Origin of the sequence: Enterobacter sp. ECC-219 (assembly GCF_043966805.1) — a bacterium.
Lineage (GTDB): Bacteria > Pseudomonadota > Gammaproteobacteria > Enterobacterales > Enterobacteriaceae > Enterobacter > Enterobacter cloacae_N.
This window is the reverse complement of the sequence record NZ_CP143680.1, coordinates 3,344,546-3,362,148: the sequence shown is the minus strand read 5'-3', so window position 1 is coordinate 3,362,148 and position 17,603 is coordinate 3,344,546. Positions and strand designations below refer to the sequence as shown.

General features: G+C 52.6%; 17 protein-coding genes and 1 pseudogene. 8 read left to right on the top strand and 10 right to left on the bottom strand.

Annotated elements, in window-relative coordinates:
* Positions 1 to 33 precede the first annotated feature (33 nt).
* Positions 34 to 2,163 carry a putative bifunctional diguanylate cyclase/phosphodiesterase gene (locus V1603_RS15970; protein ID WP_395312936.1) on the bottom strand — a complete coding sequence of 710 codons (2,130 nt, stop codon included), beginning with the start codon at positions 2,161 to 2,163 and terminating at the stop codon, positions 34 to 36.
* Positions 2,164 to 2,617: 454 nt separating this feature from the next.
* Between V1603_RS15970 and V1603_RS15965 the strand changes: the two genes are divergently transcribed.
* From V1603_RS15965 to dbpA, 4 genes are all read left to right on the top strand, one after another.
* Positions 2,618 to 3,760, top strand: coding sequence for a methyl-accepting chemotaxis protein (locus tag V1603_RS15965; protein WP_163330880.1), 1,143 nt, complete (start codon positions 2,618 to 2,620; stop codon positions 3,758 to 3,760).
* 154 nt (positions 3,761 to 3,914) lie between these two features.
* On the top strand, positions 3,915 to 4,898 hold the full coding sequence (zntB, locus tag V1603_RS15960; RefSeq protein ID WP_116339581.1) for a zinc transporter ZntB: 984 nt from the start codon (positions 3,915 to 3,917) through the stop codon (positions 4,896 to 4,898).
* 291 nt (positions 4,899 to 5,189) lie between these two features.
* Positions 5,190 to 5,354 carry a hypothetical protein gene (locus tag V1603_RS15955; protein ID WP_306464030.1) on the top strand — a complete coding sequence of 55 codons (165 nt, stop codon included), beginning with the start codon at positions 5,190 to 5,192 and terminating at the stop codon, positions 5,352 to 5,354.
* A gap of 27 nt (positions 5,355 to 5,381) precedes the next feature.
* Complete coding sequence (gene dbpA, locus V1603_RS15950) at positions 5,382 to 6,755, top strand: ATP-dependent RNA helicase DbpA (RefSeq protein WP_395312935.1); 1,374 nt, start codon at positions 5,382 to 5,384, stop codon at positions 6,753 to 6,755.
* Positions 6,756 to 6,797: 42 nt separating this feature from the next.
* Here the strand turns inward: dbpA and ttcA are convergent, their stop codons facing one another.
* The 9 genes and pseudogenes from ttcA to V1603_RS15905 form a co-directional block, all read right to left on the bottom strand.
* On the bottom strand, positions 6,798 to 7,733 hold the full coding sequence (gene ttcA / locus V1603_RS15945) for a tRNA 2-thiocytidine(32) synthetase TtcA (RefSeq protein ID WP_193055551.1): 936 nt from the start codon (positions 7,731 to 7,733) through the stop codon (positions 6,798 to 6,800).
* A gap of 49 nt (positions 7,734 to 7,782) precedes the next feature.
* Positions 7,783 to 9,021 carry a site-specific integrase gene (locus V1603_RS15940; protein WP_248198111.1) on the bottom strand — a complete coding sequence of 413 codons (1,239 nt, stop codon included), beginning with the start codon at positions 9,019 to 9,021 and terminating at the stop codon, positions 7,783 to 7,785.
* A 1-nt stretch (position 9,022) separates the two neighbouring features.
* Entirely contained in the window at positions 9,023 to 9,235 is a 213-nt protein-coding gene (xisR, locus tag V1603_RS15935; protein ID WP_014884030.1) for an excisionase family protein, read from the bottom strand.
* 64 nt (positions 9,236 to 9,299) lie between these two features.
* Complete coding sequence (locus tag V1603_RS15930; RefSeq protein ID WP_020882485.1) at positions 9,300 to 9,542, bottom strand: DUF4060 family protein; 243 nt, start codon at positions 9,540 to 9,542, stop codon at positions 9,300 to 9,302.
* A gap of 38 nt (positions 9,543 to 9,580) precedes the next feature.
* Positions 9,581 to 10,666, bottom strand: a complete 1,086-nt coding sequence (locus tag V1603_RS15925; RefSeq protein ID WP_248198112.1) for a RecT family recombinase — start codon at positions 10,664 to 10,666, stop codon at positions 9,581 to 9,583.
* Positions 10,667 to 10,675: 9 nt separating this feature from the next.
* A complete protein-coding gene (locus tag V1603_RS15920) occupies positions 10,676 to 13,813 on the bottom strand; it encodes a RecE family exodeoxyribonuclease (RefSeq protein ID WP_248198113.1) in 3,138 nt (1,045 codons plus the stop codon).
* A 140-nt stretch (positions 13,814 to 13,953) separates the two neighbouring features.
* Positions 13,954 to 14,118, bottom strand: a complete 165-nt coding sequence (locus tag V1603_RS15915) for a YdaE family protein (protein ID WP_047651444.1) — start codon at positions 14,116 to 14,118, stop codon at positions 13,954 to 13,956.
* Positions 14,111 to 14,266: pseudogene (locus V1603_RS15910) on the bottom strand (hypothetical protein); the annotation flags it as partial. The pseudogene V1603_RS15910 and the gene V1603_RS15915, both read right to left, overlap by 8 nt.
* A 365-nt stretch (positions 14,267 to 14,631) precedes the next feature.
* Positions 14,632 to 15,024 carry a helix-turn-helix domain-containing protein gene (locus tag V1603_RS15905; RefSeq protein WP_022651301.1) on the bottom strand — a complete coding sequence of 131 codons (393 nt, stop codon included), beginning with the start codon at positions 15,022 to 15,024 and terminating at the stop codon, positions 14,632 to 14,634.
* A 99-nt stretch (positions 15,025 to 15,123) separates the two neighbouring features.
* Here V1603_RS15905 and V1603_RS15900 point away from each other — a divergent pair, with 99 nt between their 5' ends.
* The 4 genes from V1603_RS15900 to V1603_RS15885 all read left to right on the top strand — a co-directional run bounded on the left by V1603_RS15900 (position 15,124) and on the right by V1603_RS15885 (position 17,590).
* Positions 15,124 to 15,351, top strand: a complete 228-nt coding sequence (locus tag V1603_RS15900; RefSeq protein ID WP_022651300.1) for a YdaS family helix-turn-helix protein — start codon at positions 15,124 to 15,126, stop codon at positions 15,349 to 15,351.
* Between the two features lie 2 nt (positions 15,352 to 15,353).
* On the top strand, positions 15,354 to 15,905 hold the full coding sequence (locus V1603_RS15895) for a toxin YdaT family protein (protein ID WP_047651446.1): 552 nt from the start codon (positions 15,354 to 15,356) through the stop codon (positions 15,903 to 15,905).
* 84 nt (positions 15,906 to 15,989) lie between these two features.
* Positions 15,990 to 16,907, top strand: coding sequence for a replication protein (locus V1603_RS15890; protein WP_164712085.1), 918 nt, complete (start codon positions 15,990 to 15,992; stop codon positions 16,905 to 16,907).
* Positions 16,904 to 17,590, top strand: coding sequence for a replication protein P (locus V1603_RS15885; protein ID WP_100121961.1), 687 nt, complete (start codon positions 16,904 to 16,906; stop codon positions 17,588 to 17,590). The genes V1603_RS15890 and V1603_RS15885 overlap by 4 nt, the downstream gene beginning before the upstream one ends.
* Positions 17,591 to 17,603: the final 13 nt, after the last annotated feature.

The following is a 17,603-nucleotide window of genomic DNA, read 5'->3' as shown; positions in this document are numbered from 1 at the left end:
GTACTCCCTTGAAACATACTCTACTCAATCCCGTCAGGCATGATTTTTTTGTGAAATAAATGCGTTGTCCGTTTGAATTTTATTCATGGGTATAATTTGTTTATCTGAGTTTTTCTGTAGCAGTAGCCATGGAACCTGTTCAGCGGGCAATGGGCGGGAGAAAAGGTAGCCCTGGAGATAATCACAGCCGAGGCTGGTCAGTATTGCCTGCTGTTCGTCCGTTTCAATTCCCTCGGCAACGACACGCATCTCCATGGTGCGGGCAATATTAATAATGGTTTCCACCAGCTTGCGGCTTTTTTCATTTTCCAGCATAGAGGCCACAAAGCTCTTGTCGATTTTTAGCTCTTTTGCCGGAAGAACGCTCAGCATCAGCAGGTTGGAATAGCCCGTACCAAAATCGTCAATAGAGACGGTGATCCCCGCATGGTTAAAGGCATTGAGCAACTCGATGCTGCGATCGAGATTTTTTAGCGCGGTACTCTCCGTTACCTCCAGGATCAGCCTTGAAGGCGACAGATTATATTTTTCCAGCATTGAGGACACGATGTGAAAGATATCCGGCTGTTCGAACTGAACGGGGGATAAGTTGAGCGATAACGTCCACTGGCTGAAGCCTTGTTCAGTCCAGAAATGAAGCTGCCGACACGCGGCTTCAATGGCCCAGTTGCCAACCGGAATAATCAAACCCGTTTGTTCCAGCGTGGGCAAAAAAAGACCTGGCAGCAAAACGCCTTGCTCCGGATGCCGCCAGCGCAGAAGGGCCTCAAAACCGTGGATCGTCTTATCTTCAGCATGCCAGGTTGGCTGATACCAGAGTTCAAACCGATCGCGTTCCAGCGCCTGAGAAAGTTCCTGCAGAAAACCCGGCTGCGCCGGAACTGCCGTTGACATCTCAGGGCAGTAAACCGCCCAGCCGTTACGACCGTCTTGCTTAACGTGTTGTAAGGCGGCATCCGCCTTAAACTTCAGTTCATGCAGCGTTTCGCCGTCCTGAGGATAGAGGCTAACACCCGCGCTCATTGTCGTACTCAGCGTATGTCCGTAAAGCGAAAACGGACGGCGCATATCCGCGAGCAGCGTCGTGAGTAGGGTAGTGAGCTTTTCTTCGTCACATTCGGGAACCAGCAGGATAAAGGCATCCCCACCCAGCCTGGCCAGCGTCATCTCGCGGGTAAGCCGGGACGTGATGCGTTGGGCAATGGTGATTAATAACTCATCGCCGACGCTGTGGCCCCAGGTATCATTCACGCGTCTGAAGCGATCGACATTCAGGAAGATCACGGCAAATTGTTTGTTACTCAACAAGGCGCTGTGCAGACAATCCTGCATTCGGATATCCATCTGGTGGCGGTTTGCGAGGCCGGTGAGAGCGTCAAAGCGGACCTGTAGCTCAAGCTGACGGTTGAGCTGGCGCAAGTTGTCCGTCAGCCGGCTGGTCCGCCAGTGCGAATCAATAAGCGAAATAATTAACATCATGCCGAGCAGGGAGAGCGTGGTGACGGAAACCCAGATGGATAATCCCAGTTCGCTGACCCCGCCGGGGAGCGTACGCGCCATCTCATGGAAATGCGCGGCGCTCATGCCCGTATAGTGCATTGCACAAATGGCGGCACCCATGACTAACGCGGCAAGAATGCGAGTAACAAAGACCCCTTTGTGCTTATCCCTAAGGCGGAAAGCCAGCCACAACGCCACGCCGGAGGCGACAACGGCAATGACCACGGACAAACCCACAGTGCGCCGATCCCAGAGGATGCTTCCTTCCAGCATCAGGGCGGCCATACCGATATAGTGCATGGAGACCACGCCAGCGCTGAGAATGACCGTGGCGAAGAACAGCCGAAAGAGCGAGAGGTGTTTGCCCGTAACGGCAATGTTAATTGCTATTGTGGAAGCAACAACCGCCACGCCGAGAGACGCCAGGGTTAGCCATAGGTCATAGCTCATCATCATCGGCATTTGCATGGACAGCATGCCGATGAAGTGCATTGACCAAATCCCGATACCCAGCGTGACCCCGCCGGCAATCCGCCAGAACAAAGCCGTTTTTCGGCTGGAAAGGGGAATTTTCCCGGCGCTATCCAGGGCCACAAAGGAGGCGATAAACGCCACCAGACAGGAGACAGCGATCAACACAGGGTCCCACGATATATTGAGCATTATGCAATCCCACGCCTGAGAGGGTTACCGATTTCGCCTGCCGGCACGTCTTTATCTGGCAACGAACATGCGCATTCAAACCATATTAGTTATTTATCGTGAAAAATGACCAGTCATATAAAATGCCAAACTTACTCGTAATATAAAATATATTCTTTTTTATTGAACATTAAGCACTGCTAAACATAGTCGAATAATTGTAGCAAAGCGTCTTAAATATGTGTGCAAATGGCCGATTTTACCGCAGGTGATGGTATCGCTTCAGTGGGCTCTGGACCAGCAACACAGCATGCTGAACAGAACATTTCTGCTAAAACGCCTTTTTTGTCTGACTTAAGTTAAATACTGGGTGGGTAACGGCGAAACGAGAAGCCAGCGTATTTTGTGAGGACAAACGCAAAAGTGAATGCTATAAGTCTTAATGCCGACCAAAATATAAGTTGTGGGTAAAATCATGCTAAGAAATATTAGTGTCAGGACCTTCATTGCCTGGTTCCTGTTGTGCCTTTTTTTTGTGAATGCAGGTATCGTTGTTCTATTTTCCAGCAATCTTTCTCTTTTCGTTTCGATTAATGTGGTCAATTTCGTTGCGTTATTTTTGCTCTGGAGTTATATGACGAAGTTTCTTGTGACGCCGATCAATACTGTGAAAAAAAGTATTGAAGAAGTTACCGCAGGCAACTTAGGCGTCTCTATCCCCGAGTTTGGCAATAACTGCGCGGGGCGGTTAATTCCCGGGATTAATAGTCTTTCCAGCAACATTGCTACACTGGTGCGTGAGATCAGGGCTTCATCACAAAACGCCATGACCTTGTCGGATCAGCTCTCTTCCCGCAGTGCTCAGCTTTCGGTGAAAACAGAGCAGCAGTCTGCATCTCTGGTGCAAACTGCGGCAAGTATGGAGCAGATGGCAGCAAGTACCCGAAACAATGCCGATAACACCAGGCTGGCGAGCGAGCAGGCGAATGCCGCGACGGTGCAGGCGCGCAAGGGAGGAGAGCTGATGGAACAGGTTGCCAGCAATATGCAATCCATTACCGAATGTGCGCAGCAGATGACGGAAATTATCTCGCTGATCGACGGCATTGCATTCCAGACGAATATTCTGGCGCTTAACGCGGCCGTCGAGGCTGCGCGGGCAGGCGATCACGGTAAAGGGTTCTCCGTTGTTGCAGAGGAAGTACGAAATCTGGCGCACCGCAGTGCGGAGGCGGCGAAAAATATCAAAACGCTGATTGACGTTACCAGCAGTAATGTCACCCAGGGTGCCAGCGTTGTGTCGGAAGCGGAGAAGAATATGCATGACATCGTGACCGGATCCGGCAACGTCAGCCGGTTAATGGATGAGATTTCTACCTCGACCGCAGAGCAGGAGAAGGGCATTTCCCAGATCACGCTGGCGCTGTCCGAACTGGAGCGGGTCACGCAGAGCAACGTTGCGATGGCGGAGGAGCTCAACGGTTCCTCTGATGTGCTGCGTAATCAGGTGATCGAACTGCAGACGCGGACACGAAATTTCAGGCTGGACCAGGGGCACTCCCCGTCACCCGTGACAGATTCTGTCTCGTTCCTTCAGCGCCCCGGGCACTCACTCTGACATCTTTCCGAAGCCTGGCATGCCGGGCTTTTCAATTCTCGAAATACAGCGTGTACAATTCCTGAGCGATTTCAGCGCGATGCGAGACATAGTTGTTGCTTAACCCCTGATGGAAGCTAGACTGACATCGAAAGAGCCAAACAGGGGAGGCACTGTGGAGAGCATTAAAGGATCTGAACTTAACGTTCCTGACGCAGTTTTTGCGTGGGTGCTGGACGGTCGCGGCGGTGCGCGACCGCTGGAAGATGATGATGTCATTGATAAAGAGCATCCCTGCTGGCTACATCTGAACTATACCCACCCGGACAGCGCTGACTGGCTGGCCTCGACTCCGCTACTGCCTAACAACGTACGTGATGCGCTGGCGGGTGAAAGCCTGCGGCCCCGCGTGAGCAGGATGGGGGACGGAACGCTTATCACCCTGCGCTGTATAAACGGCAGCACGGATGAACGTCCCGATCAGCTGGTTGCGATGCGCGTCTATATGGACGACGGGCTGATTGTTTCCACCCGCCAGCGTAAAGTTCTGGCGCTGGACGACATTGTGAACGACCTCAAAGAGGGGACCGGACCGGTCGACTGCGGCAGCTGGCTGGTGGACGTCTGCGACGCTCTGACCGATCATGCGAGCGAATTTATTGAAGAGCTGCACGATAAAATCATCGACCTGGAAGATAATCTGCTCGATCAGCAGATCCCCCCGCGCGGCTTTCTGGCGCTATTGCGCAAGCAGCTGATCGTGATGCGTCGATATATGACGCCACAACGGGATGTGTATGCTCGTCTGGCCAGTGAAAGACTTGGCTGGATGAATGACGATCAGCGCCGCCGAATGCAGGACATTGCTGACAGGCTGGGACGCGGGCTGGATGAGATCGATTCCTGCATCGCCCGAACGGCGGTGATGGCGGATGAAATCGCCCAGGTGATGCAGGAGTCGCTGGCGAGAAGGACCTATACGATGTCCCTGATGGCGATGGTCTTTTTACCGAGCACATTTCTGACAGGGCTTTTTGGCGTCAATTTGGGCGGTATACCCGGCGGGGAATATCGGTACGGCTTCACCGCGTTTTGCGTCATGTTAGTTGTTTTGATTGGAGGTGTTGCATGGTGGTTGCATCGTAGTAAATGGCTGTAAATTTACGTTTTTTTCACCTTTTACGGGGATTAAAACGCTCTTTTAATTGAGCGAAGTCAATAAACATTTACCCCGTAAGGTGCAATATTACTCCCGCAGGTGAATGCAACGTCAAGCGATGGGCGTTGCGCTCCATATTGTCTTACTTCCTTTTTTGAATTACTGCATAGCACAATTGATTCGTACGACGCCGACTTTATAGTCGGCTTTTTTTTGCCTCCTGTTTCTCAGCGTCTACCCTAAAAGGGACGACAGCAAATCCTGGAGGGAAAGATGAGCATTTTACTCGCTCTGCTACTGCAACACTCGCGTCAGTCCGATCCTGTCCCCACCGATCCCGTGCCGATGCCCGATCCCATTCCGCGTCCGCAGCCGATGCCAGATCCGCCGCCGGACGAAGAACCGATTAAATTGTCGCATCGAACCCCGAGATCTGCGAGGATACGCGCCATCTGACCGTAAAGATGACCACGAGAGACTATTGTGACCGCTTTTTCTACCCTGAATGTTCTGCCTGCCGCCCAGCTCGACAACCTCAACGAGTTGGGATACCTCACGATGACGCCTGTTCAGGCGGCCGCGCTGCCCGCTATCCTCGAAGGCCGTGACGTGCGCGTGCAGGCGAAAACGGGCAGTGGGAAAACGGCCGCTTTCGGTCTTGGCCTGCTGCAGCATATTGACGCGTCGCTGTTTCAGACCCAGTCACTGATCCTGTGCCCGACGCGAGAGCTGGCAGACCAGGTCGCGGGTGAACTGCGCCGCCTGGCACGCTTTATGCCCAATACCAAGATATTAACCCTCTGCGGTGGGCAGCCGTTCGGCGCGCAGCGCGATTCGCTCCAGCACGCGCCGCACATTATTGTCGCGACGCCAGGCCGCCTGCTGGATCACCTGCAAAAAGGCACCGTCTCGCTGGATGCCTTAAGCACACTGGTGGTGGACGAGGCGGATAGAATGCTGGATATGGGCTTCAGCGATGCCATTGATGAGGTGATCCGCTTCGCACCAGCCGATCGTCAGACGCTGCTGTTCTCTGCGACCTGGCCGGAAGCCATCGCTGCGATTAGCGGTCGCGTGCAGAAAAAACCCCTCACCATCGAGATCGACAGCGTCGATGCCCTGCCAGCCATCGAACAGCAGTTCTTTGAAACGTCGCAGCAGGGGAAAATCCCGCTCCTGCAAAAACTGCTGAGCCAGCACCAGCCTGCGTCCTGCGTGGTGTTCTGTAATACCAAAAAAGACTGTCAGGCCGTCTGTGACGCCCTCAATGCGGCGGGGCAGAGCGCGCTGTCGCTGCACGGCGATCTGGAACAGCGCGATCGCGATCAGACGCTGGTGCGTTTCGCCAACGGTAGCGCACGTGTTCTGGTGGCGACCGACGTGGCTGCGCGCGGCCTGGATATCAAATCCCTTGAGCTGGTAGTTAACTATGAGCTGGCATGGGATCCCGAAGTGCACGTCCACCGTATTGGCCGTACGGCACGCGCCGGGAACAGCGGCCTGGCCATTAGCTTCTGTGCCCCGGAAGAGGCGCAGCGTGCCAATATTCTTGCTGAAATGCTCCAGATCAAGCTGAACTGGGTGAACGCGCCGGGCAGCGTCAGGCTCGTGCCGCTGGAGGCCGAAATGGCGACGCTGTGCATTGATGGCGGCAAAAAGGCCAAGATGCGTCCGGGAGATGTGTTAGGTGCGCTGACCGGCGATGTGGGTCTGGACGGGGCGGACATCGGGAAGATTGCGGTGCATCCGGCACATGTTTATGTGGCTGTTCGCCAGGCGGTGGCCCATAAGGCGTGGAAGCAACTGCAAAACGGCAAGATTAAAGGTAAAACCTGCCGCGTGCGTCTGCTGAAATAAGGCATAAAGCGTCTCAGAAGACCTTTCTGAGACGCTAGTAGCTTATTTCACTTCAAGCACGTTCAGACGTAACTCTTCGAACTGATTGTCATCGTCTTCCGGCTGCCAGCCCGCAGGCTGCATGGGGATCTCTTCCCGGTCAAACGCCAGATCGCCGCCATTCACCACCTCCGATCCGTGGTTGATACCTTTGAAGTCGAACAGCTCTACATCCGCGAGGTGGGAAGGAACCACGTTCTGCATCGCGCTGAACATGGTTTCGATGCGCCCCGGATAACGCTTATCCCAGTCGCGCAGCATGTCGCCAATCACCTGACGCTGCAGGTTCGGCTGAGAGCCGCACAGGTTGCATGGAATGATCGGGAACCCTTTCGCCTGAGAAAAACGCTCAATGTCTTTTTCACGACAGTAGGCCAGAGGGCGGATCACAATGTGCTTGCCGTCATCGCTCATCAGCTTAGGCGGCATGCCTTTCATCTTGCCGCCGTAGAACATGTTCAGGAACAGCGTTTGCAGGATATCGTCGCGGTGATGGCCCAGCGCGATTTTGGTCGCGCCCAGTTCCGTCGCGGTTCGATAGAGAATGCCGCGGCGCAGACGGGAGCAAAGCGAACAGGTGGTTTTCCCTTCCGGGATCTTCTCTTTCACAATGCCGTAGGTATTTTCTTCGACGATTTTGTACTCAACGCCCAGCTGTTCCAGGTACTCCGGCAGAATGTGCTCCGGGAAGCCCGGCTGTTTCTGGTCAAGGTTGACTGCCACCAGAGAAAAATTCACCGGCGCGCTTTGCTGAAGATTACGCAGGATCTCCAGCATGGTGTAGCTGTCTTTACCCCCTGACAGGCAAACCATGATGCGGTCGCCTTCTTCAATCATGTTGAAGTCTGCAATGGCTTCGCCCACGTTACGGCGCAGGCGCTTTTGCAGTTTGTTCAGGTTGTATTGCTCTTTCTTTGTATTTTGTTGATTTTCTTGCATTTATTACTACCTTCGGAGCCAGTAGGGGCATAATAGGGGCAAAAATTTTTCAGCGTGCGAGCTTATCGTTAAGCATCAGCACCTGTTCGCCATTCATTTCTTCAATCCACGCACCGTAGACTTCATAAACCATTTGCGCGTTTTCATGCCCCATCTGGCTGGCTATGAAAGACGGGTTAGCGCCGGCAGATAACAGCCAGCAAGCAAAAGTATGCCGCGTATGGTACGGATTCCGGCGGCGAATACCAGCACGTTTTACAGCTGCGTTGAATCTCGCACCTATGCTCGATAAAGAGTAGTAGGCTTTCTGTTCTCCCTTGCGCATCCGGGGTATGAAAACGAATCGCAGACTTTGATGTTCCACTGCGCCATACTCGCGATGATTAAAGACAATTTCGGTTTTAGGCTGCAGCGCCGTCAGCTTGCGCTGTGCTTTCAAGGCTTCAAGTGCCGGCTCTAAAAGGGTGATAACCCGGTTACCTGCTTCGGTTTTTGGTGGGCCGAACATGCCCAAGGCATTAAGATTGCGCTGTATATGAGCCGTACCTTTTTCCCAGTCAATATCTTCCCAGGCAAGGGCTGCGAGCTCTCCATGACGGACACCTGTATAAACTGCGAACGTCCACATATTGAGGCTTTGACCACGCTCGGATTCCGCAAGCAAACTAAACTCCTGCTTCGTTAAAGGATCCGGTTTTACTTTCCCTTTGTGTAATTTCTTGACCCCTTCGAAGGGCTTACCACTGATAAAGCCTGATTTGTGTGCAAACCGAAGCAGGGAGCACAGAAGCGATATATAGTTGTTCACGGTACGCACAGTGCGTCCCTGTTTGTTGCTTCTGGGATTTGTCAGGTAAAGTGTCTCACCGTTCAACAACTCCTTCCTGTATTTAAGAATGTCGCTGTGGCGTATAGTTGAAACAGGCGTATCTCCGTTAATGATGTGCATTAACGTACCGAGTTGTGAGCGCGTCTTACGCATCGTATTCGCGCTAATTTCGGTTTCTTTAATGCTCGTCCACAGTTCACACAGCTCTGAAAAGGTTTGAACTGAAACAGTGGTTACGGTTTTTTTTGCTCTTGATGATGAAGGAAAGCGCTGGTTGTAATCAAACTCTCCAAGGTTGATCTCGCTAATGATCACAGCCCGAAGATTCCCGGCTTTTTTGATGTTCGCCGGGGTGTTGATCCAACCTTTTAGAATTTCTCGGCAACGCTTTCCCCGGTACATAAACCAGATACAAATCTTATTGTTTCTGATTTCGACACCCGTAGGCAAAGCTGACATCTTACGCATCCCTTATTAACTGATTAATTCTCGGATAGTTGTACCAGGTTGTGCCACGCAAGGTTTTTTCTCCGGAAGGAGAAACTCGTTTAAAATGGACACCTTCCACCCAACAGCCCTGGCGATACTTCTCAATCTGTCGTTCGGTCAGGCCTGTTTTTTCTGTGAGTCTTGCGCCAACAACCCATTCTTCGTTAAAAATTACCTGCGACATGGTTCACCTCAGGTAACCGGCATGAGTATAGATATGCCGGTCTTTATTCGTTGATATTTCAGTTTCAGTTTGCCTGGCCGGGCAGGGAACGCAGTCGGCGCATGCCGGTCATTGCTGTGGCCACGTAGCTTGCCTTGCAGTTGACCACTTCAACCCAGACCTTCACGCCTTCCACTCTCACCGTATAGGTCTCTTTCATCTTGCTGCGCCCATAGTCACCATATCTCTGCTGGTGGGCTGCGAGTGCGATTTCACATGCCTGGCGAGCTAAAGGGGATTGCTTACTGCCTCGATTAATCAGCCGCATTTCTTCTCCTTGAGGGAGGGGGTTCCCTCCCGATCTCGTTAGTCCACGTATTCCGGTTTCATATCCGCTAGGGTGATGCTGAACTGATCGTGCAGCTCGTCGCCCAGGTGACGCTTTGAAGATGCCAGCACGCGCTCGGCTTCCGCGAACCGTTCGGCGGCATTCGGCTCGTCGGGCTGTGGCAGGGAGTTAATAGCGGCCTCAACCTTGTTGCGTGCGTCCACCAGGTAATAACGCTTCACAGCTTTGTTCTTCAGTTCAGTGAACAGGGCAGAACCCAGCGTAACTTTGACTGTTTCAATATCTGCGCGCAGAGCTTTAGCACTATCCACATCCTGAGCCGCCTCGATGCGATCACGGAAATCATCAGCAAGTGCATCGATATTTTGAGCTGATTCCTGAGCCGGTTGAGTAGTAGTGACGTTGTCACCTGAAATATCAGCAAGGCTAAGGTGCTGCGCCGGTGCGGGATTTACCTCTCGTTCTTCACGGCGATCATCGAGTTCATCCGGGGTATATACACCAAGAATCACATCCGGGCAGAACAGTCTCGCCCAGCGTTTGACGGCCAGATACGCCAGCTGCTGGCGAGGATCGTCTGCCCACAGGGTAGAGTTTCTGGTGCGGGCCTGAGCCAGCAGTAAATCAAGTTCCCTCGGCTGATCTTCGCCTTTCAGGGTTGCGCGGATAATGATGCCGATCCCGGTTTCGTCAGCCAGGGTCCAGCCCGGGACGCGGTACTCGCCTTTGTCGCCTTTGCGGATATGGAATTTTCCAACGACCTTTTCCCATGGCCCATACCATTCATATTCAAACCGGCTGGCCAGCACGCCGCTGCGTGAAATGACGGCATTAACCAGCTGAGCTTCATACCCGAGCACACCGTTAATCAGGTGCGTCTTCTGCGCCACGGCAAAGGGATTCATCTGCCACTGTGCCGCTTGCATCGCCACAGCCATGCAGTCGGCTTGATTGCCCTGCAGGTGCTTAGGAACAGTAGCGGTGCCTTGGGCCATAATCTGCGCGAACGTGCTGATGGCGTTCAGATACTGGGAATCGAACAAAGCCACGTTGGAGTTAATAACGGTGTTCTGGTCAGCAACGGTAACGTTTGTGTTATGCATAAATCCCCCTTAAGCCTGAGCGCGCAGCGCTTCGAGGCGGCGCAGGTCGAAATCGTTCAGTTCATCTGTGTAATCGGTAGTGATCGGCGCTGGCCATTCGCCCGTGTCGAATCCAGTTGCGATGGCGCGCATTGTTTTGCGGTACTCGAGCATGCCCAGCTCCAGCAGTTCGGTTGACGCCTCAATGATGGCGATCCAGTGGTAGTTCTCGTCTTTGTTGACGAAAATCCAGAAGAACTGGTCCAGCGCCGCGGTCTCGCAATACATAGCCGCACTGAGGTGGTAGTCACGGTCAATGATTTCCCGATGCAGCCTGGCGCGCAGGCTTTCCTGCTTAACGTTCCACATGCTGATGGTTTTCAGGTCAGCACCGATGCGCACGCCGTCCAGTTCAATCTCGAGGTCAGGGCGTACACGCACTTCTAATCCGGTTTCGTCGTCGAAACCGAAATAGCTCACTTCAACGGCGCGGCTTGGATGTGTCAGCAGCATGCCGGCGGTCGGGTGCGCAAGGAGTGCAGACTGAATTGCACGCGCTGTGGCCAGTTGCTGGCGGGTAACCAGAATCTTTTCGCCAGGGTTGTCGCGCCAGGCATCCAGCAGTTCGTCGGCAAATATGGCATCGGACTTAACCGACTTAACTGCCTGGATCATTTCTGCTTTGCTGCCGGAGACTTTCAGCGGCGTTGGTTTCTGCGCTTCCTGTGCCACCAAATCAGGATTGATGATCGCTAATTGCTCGAGTAGCGCATCGCGGCTGCCGCTGGTTTTAACCGGCACGGGCAGGGTAGCGTTGTACTCTTTAATGCATGCCTTCATTGCCGTTGCCGTTTGCTTCTGGCCTTCTTCAATACGCTGGTACTCAGCAGGGAGAGCCATATAGCTTTGAGCCGTTTCTTCCAGGCTGGTGCCAAGCGGCACTGGCGCGGGAAGGGACGCGTTATGTTCTTCAAGTAACGCTTTAATCTCGTCAGCGCTTAGCAGCGCCGGTAGGCTGGCGTTGAACGCATCGATGAACTCGCGCAGAGTTGCGGTGGTGGTGAAAGCACCCTCTGGGATCTCAGGTTCTACGCTGAACTCTGCTTCAAGGTTTTCCGGCTGCAATGCAAGGGCGTGCACCAGGTTTCCCATGTCCAGCACTTTGGATGTCGTGCGCGGGATAGTTTTAGCCACATGGCGCGCGTTGAAGTACATCAGGCTAACGCGGGCATCTTTTACTTGGGTTGAGCTAATACCGTTTGCTGCGTGATAAACATCATTCGGCAGACCTTCGTAGCGGCCAGGCTCGAAGTAAGCCGGGTATTGGATTACTGGCTCTGACTGCTGCTCTTCTGGCGCTATGGAATCTGTCTGCGAATTAGCTGCATCAGTGCTTTCGCCCGATGGTACCGAACCAACATCTTCGTCTTTCTCTGGCTGAGTCGTTTCCATCTGCACATCGCTGGTGATCTCCGCTGTGTTTTCAGTTTTTTTGACTTCATTTGAGGAGGTATTGATGACCGGGGCGGTATTTCCAACCATCAGACCATCGATGGAGAACACGCCGCTGCCGAGATTTTCAACCTGCGGTTGTTCACCTGAGGCTTCAGTCTCAACTGCAGGGGTAGGCAACGGCAGTAACTCCACAGCAGAGTTAAACTCAGCCGTCATGGTTTTATTCACAAACTCAAGATGAGCCGCTGGCGTGTGATGAATGTTCTCTGGTGCGATGCGGATCAGATTGAAGATTGCCGCACGGTTCACCGCCAGTACGCCGGGCTGATTACGCAGGATGGCGCTCCATGATTTCCATGGTTCTTCTTTCCTAGCCACGATTTCTTTGGCACGTCGTAATACGCTCGAAGGAATTTCGAAGTGGTGGAAGTCCATAGGCAGTAGGGCACAGGCAATTTCAAGATCGAGAGTGTCCAGAGTGTGGTGCGCGCCTTCGCCGCGATCCGTTACATAGCCGCCGTCTGCATTGGTACCAGAATCAGTGCGCTGAATATTACTGATGCGATTACCGGTAGCCCATTCGCGAACGAGAATGCCGCGATCGATATAATCAGTCACCGCCCAGATTCTGGTGAAACGGAGAACCAAGGCGAGTTCGTGACGCTTCTCCTGGCTGAACACCTTGCGAATGGCGTCGGTATAGCGCCAAAGGTCTTTGGTATCGTAACCCTTCACCTCTTCGCAGTTTTCTGCCGCCAGCAGCAGGTTCTGGACATAGCTGTTGTCAGTGTCCATCTCCAGCGCGCTGATAGCTTCGTACTCTTCGCGGGTTAAGTGGTGGCGCAGTTCGTTGGCGGTGAACTGGCCGAGTAGCTGCTTCCGGAACGGCATACGAACGACTGGATAACGAGTGGTTTCGTCATCATTCTCGTCAATCTGGATACCGTTATCAGATTCCAGAACCTGATCGGTTGTAACGTCGGAGTTGCTGGTGCTTTCTGATTTGAGCAGAGAAAGCTTTCCGCTTCTCCACTCCCTAACTAACTCATTGCGGTCACCTGCATCTACTCTCAACCAGTCGGCCATGAAAGCAGCAAGTAGCTTTACTTCGTGCTCTTCATCTGGCGCGAATACCTGCTTTATCGCCTGAACGAGTTTCCACTCAGCATTCAGGCTGAGTTCGGCAACTTCAGGGATGTCGTTTTTCGCGAGCAGCAGTTTCTGGAGATAGGTGTTGCCTTCATCCAGTGACATTTCGCTGGCAGCCAGTTGCTGCTCTTTAGTGATATGTGACTGGTATTTGTCGCTGGTCAGGTGGACGGCATAACGAACCGCTGGAGTGCGGTTTTCAACCGGGACACTCTCGACGGTCGTTTCGACTTTAACTGTAGTTTCCGGTGCGGCAGAGTTGTCCACGGGTCCAGTCGACTCAGCACCAGCCTTTGGCAGCCAGGTGCGTCCATCGTCCTGCAGTTCGTAGCGTTTGCACCAGGTGTAATCCACTGTGGTTTCTTCAGGCAGATCGTTACAAACAGGGAAATCGGTGCGAACCGGTTTGGCGTAATCCTTACCGCGTCCGGTTTCAATACCAGCATCTTCCAGCTCGACATCGAGCTGCAGGTTGGCTCGGACTTCAGATTTCGCAGTGAACCAAATCACCGCGTCTTCTTTGCCAGATTTCTGCGTAGCCTTAACTACATAGAAAAATTCCATGTGAGATCCTCTTTTTTGGATGTAAGATCCCCGGGCCAGAGATAGCGCCCATTGGGTGAACTTTGGTTTTATAAGTAGTTTTCCGGTGTAACTTTGGTCGGGAGCACCGGACGTACGGGCCGCCTTGCGCGGCTTTTACGTTATGCCTCGTGGGCCATCTGGTCGTACGAAGCACAACGTTCAGAGCAGTATTCTTTTTCTTTGCGCGCCAGCTGTGCGCCGTTGCGATAGAGAAGGGTACTTTTGACTACTTTCTCCGGTTCAACCGGCTTGCCGCAGTACCCGCATTTTGTTGAGTTACACATCTGGATTCCCCTTTTGCGCCAGCAGGTAGCACAGGCGGCGAAGAATCACTTCGAACAAGTTAAGTTTTACGGCCTGCTGCCGTCCTGGTTTGCGTGCGAAATCAATCATTCTCACCCTCGTTTGCCTTATCGCCGGCCAGCGGAACGTTTAAACCTGATGCGCGTTAATCTCTCCACCTCATCCGACTATTCGTATGCCGTCGGCGGCTACTCCGTGGGCGTCCTGCCTTGGTGGTTCGTAGTGCGTCCTGGTGAGTTAGATTAAACACAAAGTTTAAGCTTTAGTCAACAAAATGAGTAATTTTAAATAAACAAAATGTTTATGTGGTGCTTATGGAGAGTGAAATTTTGTTCTTTGGAGGCAAAAAATTCGACGAAATGGTACGGGCTGGAAGTCCGGGGAATGGGCGTTTAATACAAAAGATGTGCTAGTTATTCGAGGGGTATAAAAAAAGGCCACTTTATGGCCATTTCTTATAGTAGGTATTTACGAATCATTGCTGAAAGGATTACTCAATCATCCTGCGAACGAATACGGCCTTTCATATACTTATCATATAGTTCGTCCAGCTCTTTCAGGCGAAGTGCGAAGATGCGAAGCATGTTCTGTTGCTCTTCTTCGGGAAGCTGACGGTAAAGTTCTAGCAGGCGTTGTTCGTCTGGCTTCAGTCCATCTTTCTCGCCAACATCTTGGCCAAGCAGCCACTCAAGGCTCACCCCAAGCGCATCCGCCAGCTTAATCGCTGAGCTTTTACCAATCGTCCCACGAACGAACCAGTTATTGACCGACTGAGCACTGACGCCACAAATACGGGCCATGTCTGATTTGGTCAACTTCTTGAGCTCAAGAACCTCGTTAAGCCGCTGAACTTGTGGGTGGTTAATTTGATGAGTTTTTTCTTTCATGGACGAATTCTAAACCAAATGTTTATTAGCTCAATATTCAAAATGTTGACATAAACATAAACAATATGTTTAATTGCGTGGTTGTTACAGGAGCTATTTATGAAAGCAATTGATAAAGCAATTACCAAAGCAGGAACTGCTACGCGCTTAGCCCAACTACTAACCGTAAGCGCCATGACTGTTAGTCATTGGCGAAATCGATATCAGGGCGTCGTCCCGGCAGATCGAGTCTTGCAAATTTATGGGGTTACTGGCGTAACTCCGCACGAGCTGCGCCCAGATCTCTACCCAAACCCAACTGACGGTTTACCTAAACAGGAGCCTTAACTATGCAAACTGTTTCAGTTCAACAGAGTAGCAGAGCTGCCTCTAATCCTCTGATATTCCAGTGTCATCAAAGCGAATCTACAGCGCAGGATATTGCTCATCGTGATCTCTGCTCTGCGGTCCGGGCGTGGGCGGCAGCAGAAGGGCGCGTAACTGTTGCGCTTCAAATTCAAGACGCGGCGGAAGAACTTCAACTTGATGGCGTGGATTTAACAGGCCAGGCCGATGTCTGGAACGTGAAGCTGTTCCGCTGGCTAGACAACAAAGAAGACTCCGCATCTTACCGAAAGAACGTCGAACAACTGTTGCCAGCGATCATGTCCGTACTACCGCTTCGATACCGCGACCGTGTCGTAAAGAACGACTCGTTCGCGTATCGCATGGCCAGATTAGAAAAAGAGGTAAGTGAGGCGAAGCAAGCTCTGATGCTCGATGCACCGAAGAAGGAAAAGCTGAAGGAGTTAGGCGAGGGGATTTTTGAGATGTTCCGTGTCGATCCGGACCTTACTGCGCCGCTGCTGGCGATGGTAACAACCATGCTGGGGGCAGTGTGAAGACTTCAGAAAAGGCGAAAGCCGGTCTGCGCTAACAGAACCGACTTTCAGGTGCAAGAACGGAGTGTAATTGCGGAGCTAAGTATGTCAAACACAGCTGAAATTATCAATTTCCCCCACAGAACCGAACAACCGGGAGGTCGTATGGCCGACCTGTCGAACGGGTATACCAAGGTCGCTAACGAGATCCAACAGCTTAAGCCTCGCCTGAGAATGTCAGGCAGGGAGTGGCAGTGTTTTGAGGCGGTGATCTGGCTTACCTACGGCTGGAACAAGAAACAGGACCGCGTTACGAACACGGTAATCGCTGAGCTTACAGGGCTAAGTGATTCGCACGTTTCTGATGTGCTCAAATCACTAGCAGAACGCAAAATCATCTTCTGTCAAAAGCAGGGCGTAATGAAAACGATCGGTATAAATACTGACCTTTCCGCCTGGATTTTAGACAAACCGAAAACGGCAAAAGTCTTCCCGAAATCGGGAAAAGTGTTACCGAAAACGGGAAAAGTCTTCCCGGAAACGGTAGACACCCAAGACTATAACAAGAACAATATTAAAATATCCTCGTCTCGGAATTCTGACGAATCCCGAAACCAGAAAACTCAAAAGTTTCTCTCACGCCATCCTGAAGCTGCCGCCGGGATATACACCCCGGCAGGTAAATCATGGGGCTCCGCTGACGACCTTAAGGCCGCTCGCTGGATTTACGACAGGCTTCTCACCGTCAACGCATCGCTATCTGAACCAAACTGGGCTGAATGGGCAAACACCATCAGACTGATGCGTGTCCAGGATAAGCGTACTCACTACGAAATCTGTGACCTGTTCCAGTGGGCTAACCGGGACGAGTTCTGGAAAGACAACATCCTGAGCCCCTCGAGTCTGCGAAAACAGTGGGATCAGCTCACCACCAAGCGGCTGCGCGCAACCGGAACGGCAAAACCTTCCCGGGGCAGCATCGACCTGCATAACACCGACTGGATTGACGGGGTGCTGGAATGAAAAATCTCGCAGAGAGCATTCGCAATTTTGATCGGGAACAGGCACGCCGTGTGGCGAATAACTTGCCTGAGCAGTACACCGAGCGCGAACAAACGCAGCAGGTGGCGCAGATTATCAATGGGCTATTTGTACAGCTGGCCGCCGCGTTCCCGGCAAGCCTGGTTAATCGCAGCCAGGAAGACGTGAACGAGATTCGCCGTCAGTGGGTGCTGGCCTTCAAAGAAAACGGGATCACCACTCTGGAGCAGGTTGAAGCCGGTATGCGCATGGTGCGTCGCCAGGATCGCCCGTTCCTGCCTTCGCCAGGCCAGTTCATCAAGTGGTGCAGGGAAGGGCGCTGCGTGCTGGGGATCACCACCGCTGACGTGATGGCTGAATACTGGAAGTGGCGCAAACTGGTGTTCCGGTACCCGAGCAGTGAGCAGTATTCCTGGCCAAAGCCGGTTTATTACCATATCTGCCTCGAGCTACGGCGCCGCGGAACTGACGGCCAACTGAGCCAGAAAGAGCTTGAGCGTCAAGCCAGCGATATTCTGGATATGTGGGAAAAGCGGGTGCTGGCCGGGAAGCCGATTCCGCCTGTTCGAAGAGCGCTGGCAGCGCCAGTATCGTCGAAGGGGCCGACACCAGTGGAGCTTTTGAAAGCTAAATATCAGCGGATGAAAGCCGATGGCAGGACATAGGGAGGAAATGGTC

What these genes read in the sequence shown, in the direction of transcription:
- V1603_RS15970 (WP_395312936.1), bottom strand. Translation starts at nt 2,163, where the DNA reads ATGCTCAATATATCGTGGGACCCTGTGTTGATCGCTGTCTCCTGTCTG.
- V1603_RS15965 (WP_163330880.1), top strand. Translation starts at nt 2,618, where the DNA reads ATGCTAAGAAATATTAGTGTCAGGACCTTCATTGCCTGGTTCCTGTTG.
- ttcA (WP_193055551.1), bottom strand. Translation starts at nt 7,733, where the DNA reads ATGCAAGAAAATCAACAAAATACAAAGAAAGAGCAATACAACCTGAAC.
- V1603_RS15940 (WP_248198111.1), bottom strand. Translation starts at nt 9,021, where the DNA reads ATGTCAGCTTTGCCTACGGGTGTCGAAATCAGAAACAATAAGATTTGT.
- xisR (WP_014884030.1), bottom strand. Translation starts at nt 9,235, where the DNA reads ATGTCGCAGGTAATTTTTAACGAAGAATGGGTTGTTGGCGCAAGACTC.
- V1603_RS15930 (WP_020882485.1), bottom strand. Translation starts at nt 9,542, where the DNA reads ATGCGGCTGATTAATCGAGGCAGTAAGCAATCCCCTTTAGCTCGCCAG.
- V1603_RS15925 (WP_248198112.1), bottom strand. Translation starts at nt 10,666, where the DNA reads ATGCATAACACAAACGTTACCGTTGCTGACCAGAACACCGTTATTAAC.
- V1603_RS15920 (WP_248198113.1), bottom strand. Translation starts at nt 13,813, where the DNA reads ATGGAATTTTTCTATGTAGTTAAGGCTACGCAGAAATCTGGCAAAGAA.
- V1603_RS15915 (WP_047651444.1), bottom strand. Translation starts at nt 14,118, where the DNA reads ATGTGTAACTCAACAAAATGCGGGTACTGCGGCAAGCCGGTTGAACCG.
- V1603_RS15905 (WP_022651301.1), bottom strand. Translation starts at nt 15,024, where the DNA reads ATGAAAGAAAAAACTCATCAAATTAACCACCCACAAGTTCAGCGGCTT.
- V1603_RS15900 (WP_022651300.1), top strand. Translation starts at nt 15,124, where the DNA reads ATGAAAGCAATTGATAAAGCAATTACCAAAGCAGGAACTGCTACGCGC.
- V1603_RS15895 (WP_047651446.1), top strand. Translation starts at nt 15,354, where the DNA reads ATGCAAACTGTTTCAGTTCAACAGAGTAGCAGAGCTGCCTCTAATCCT.
- V1603_RS15890 (WP_164712085.1), top strand. Translation starts at nt 15,990, where the DNA reads ATGTCAAACACAGCTGAAATTATCAATTTCCCCCACAGAACCGAACAA.
- V1603_RS15885 (WP_100121961.1), top strand. Translation starts at nt 16,904, where the DNA reads ATGAAAAATCTCGCAGAGAGCATTCGCAATTTTGATCGGGAACAGGCA.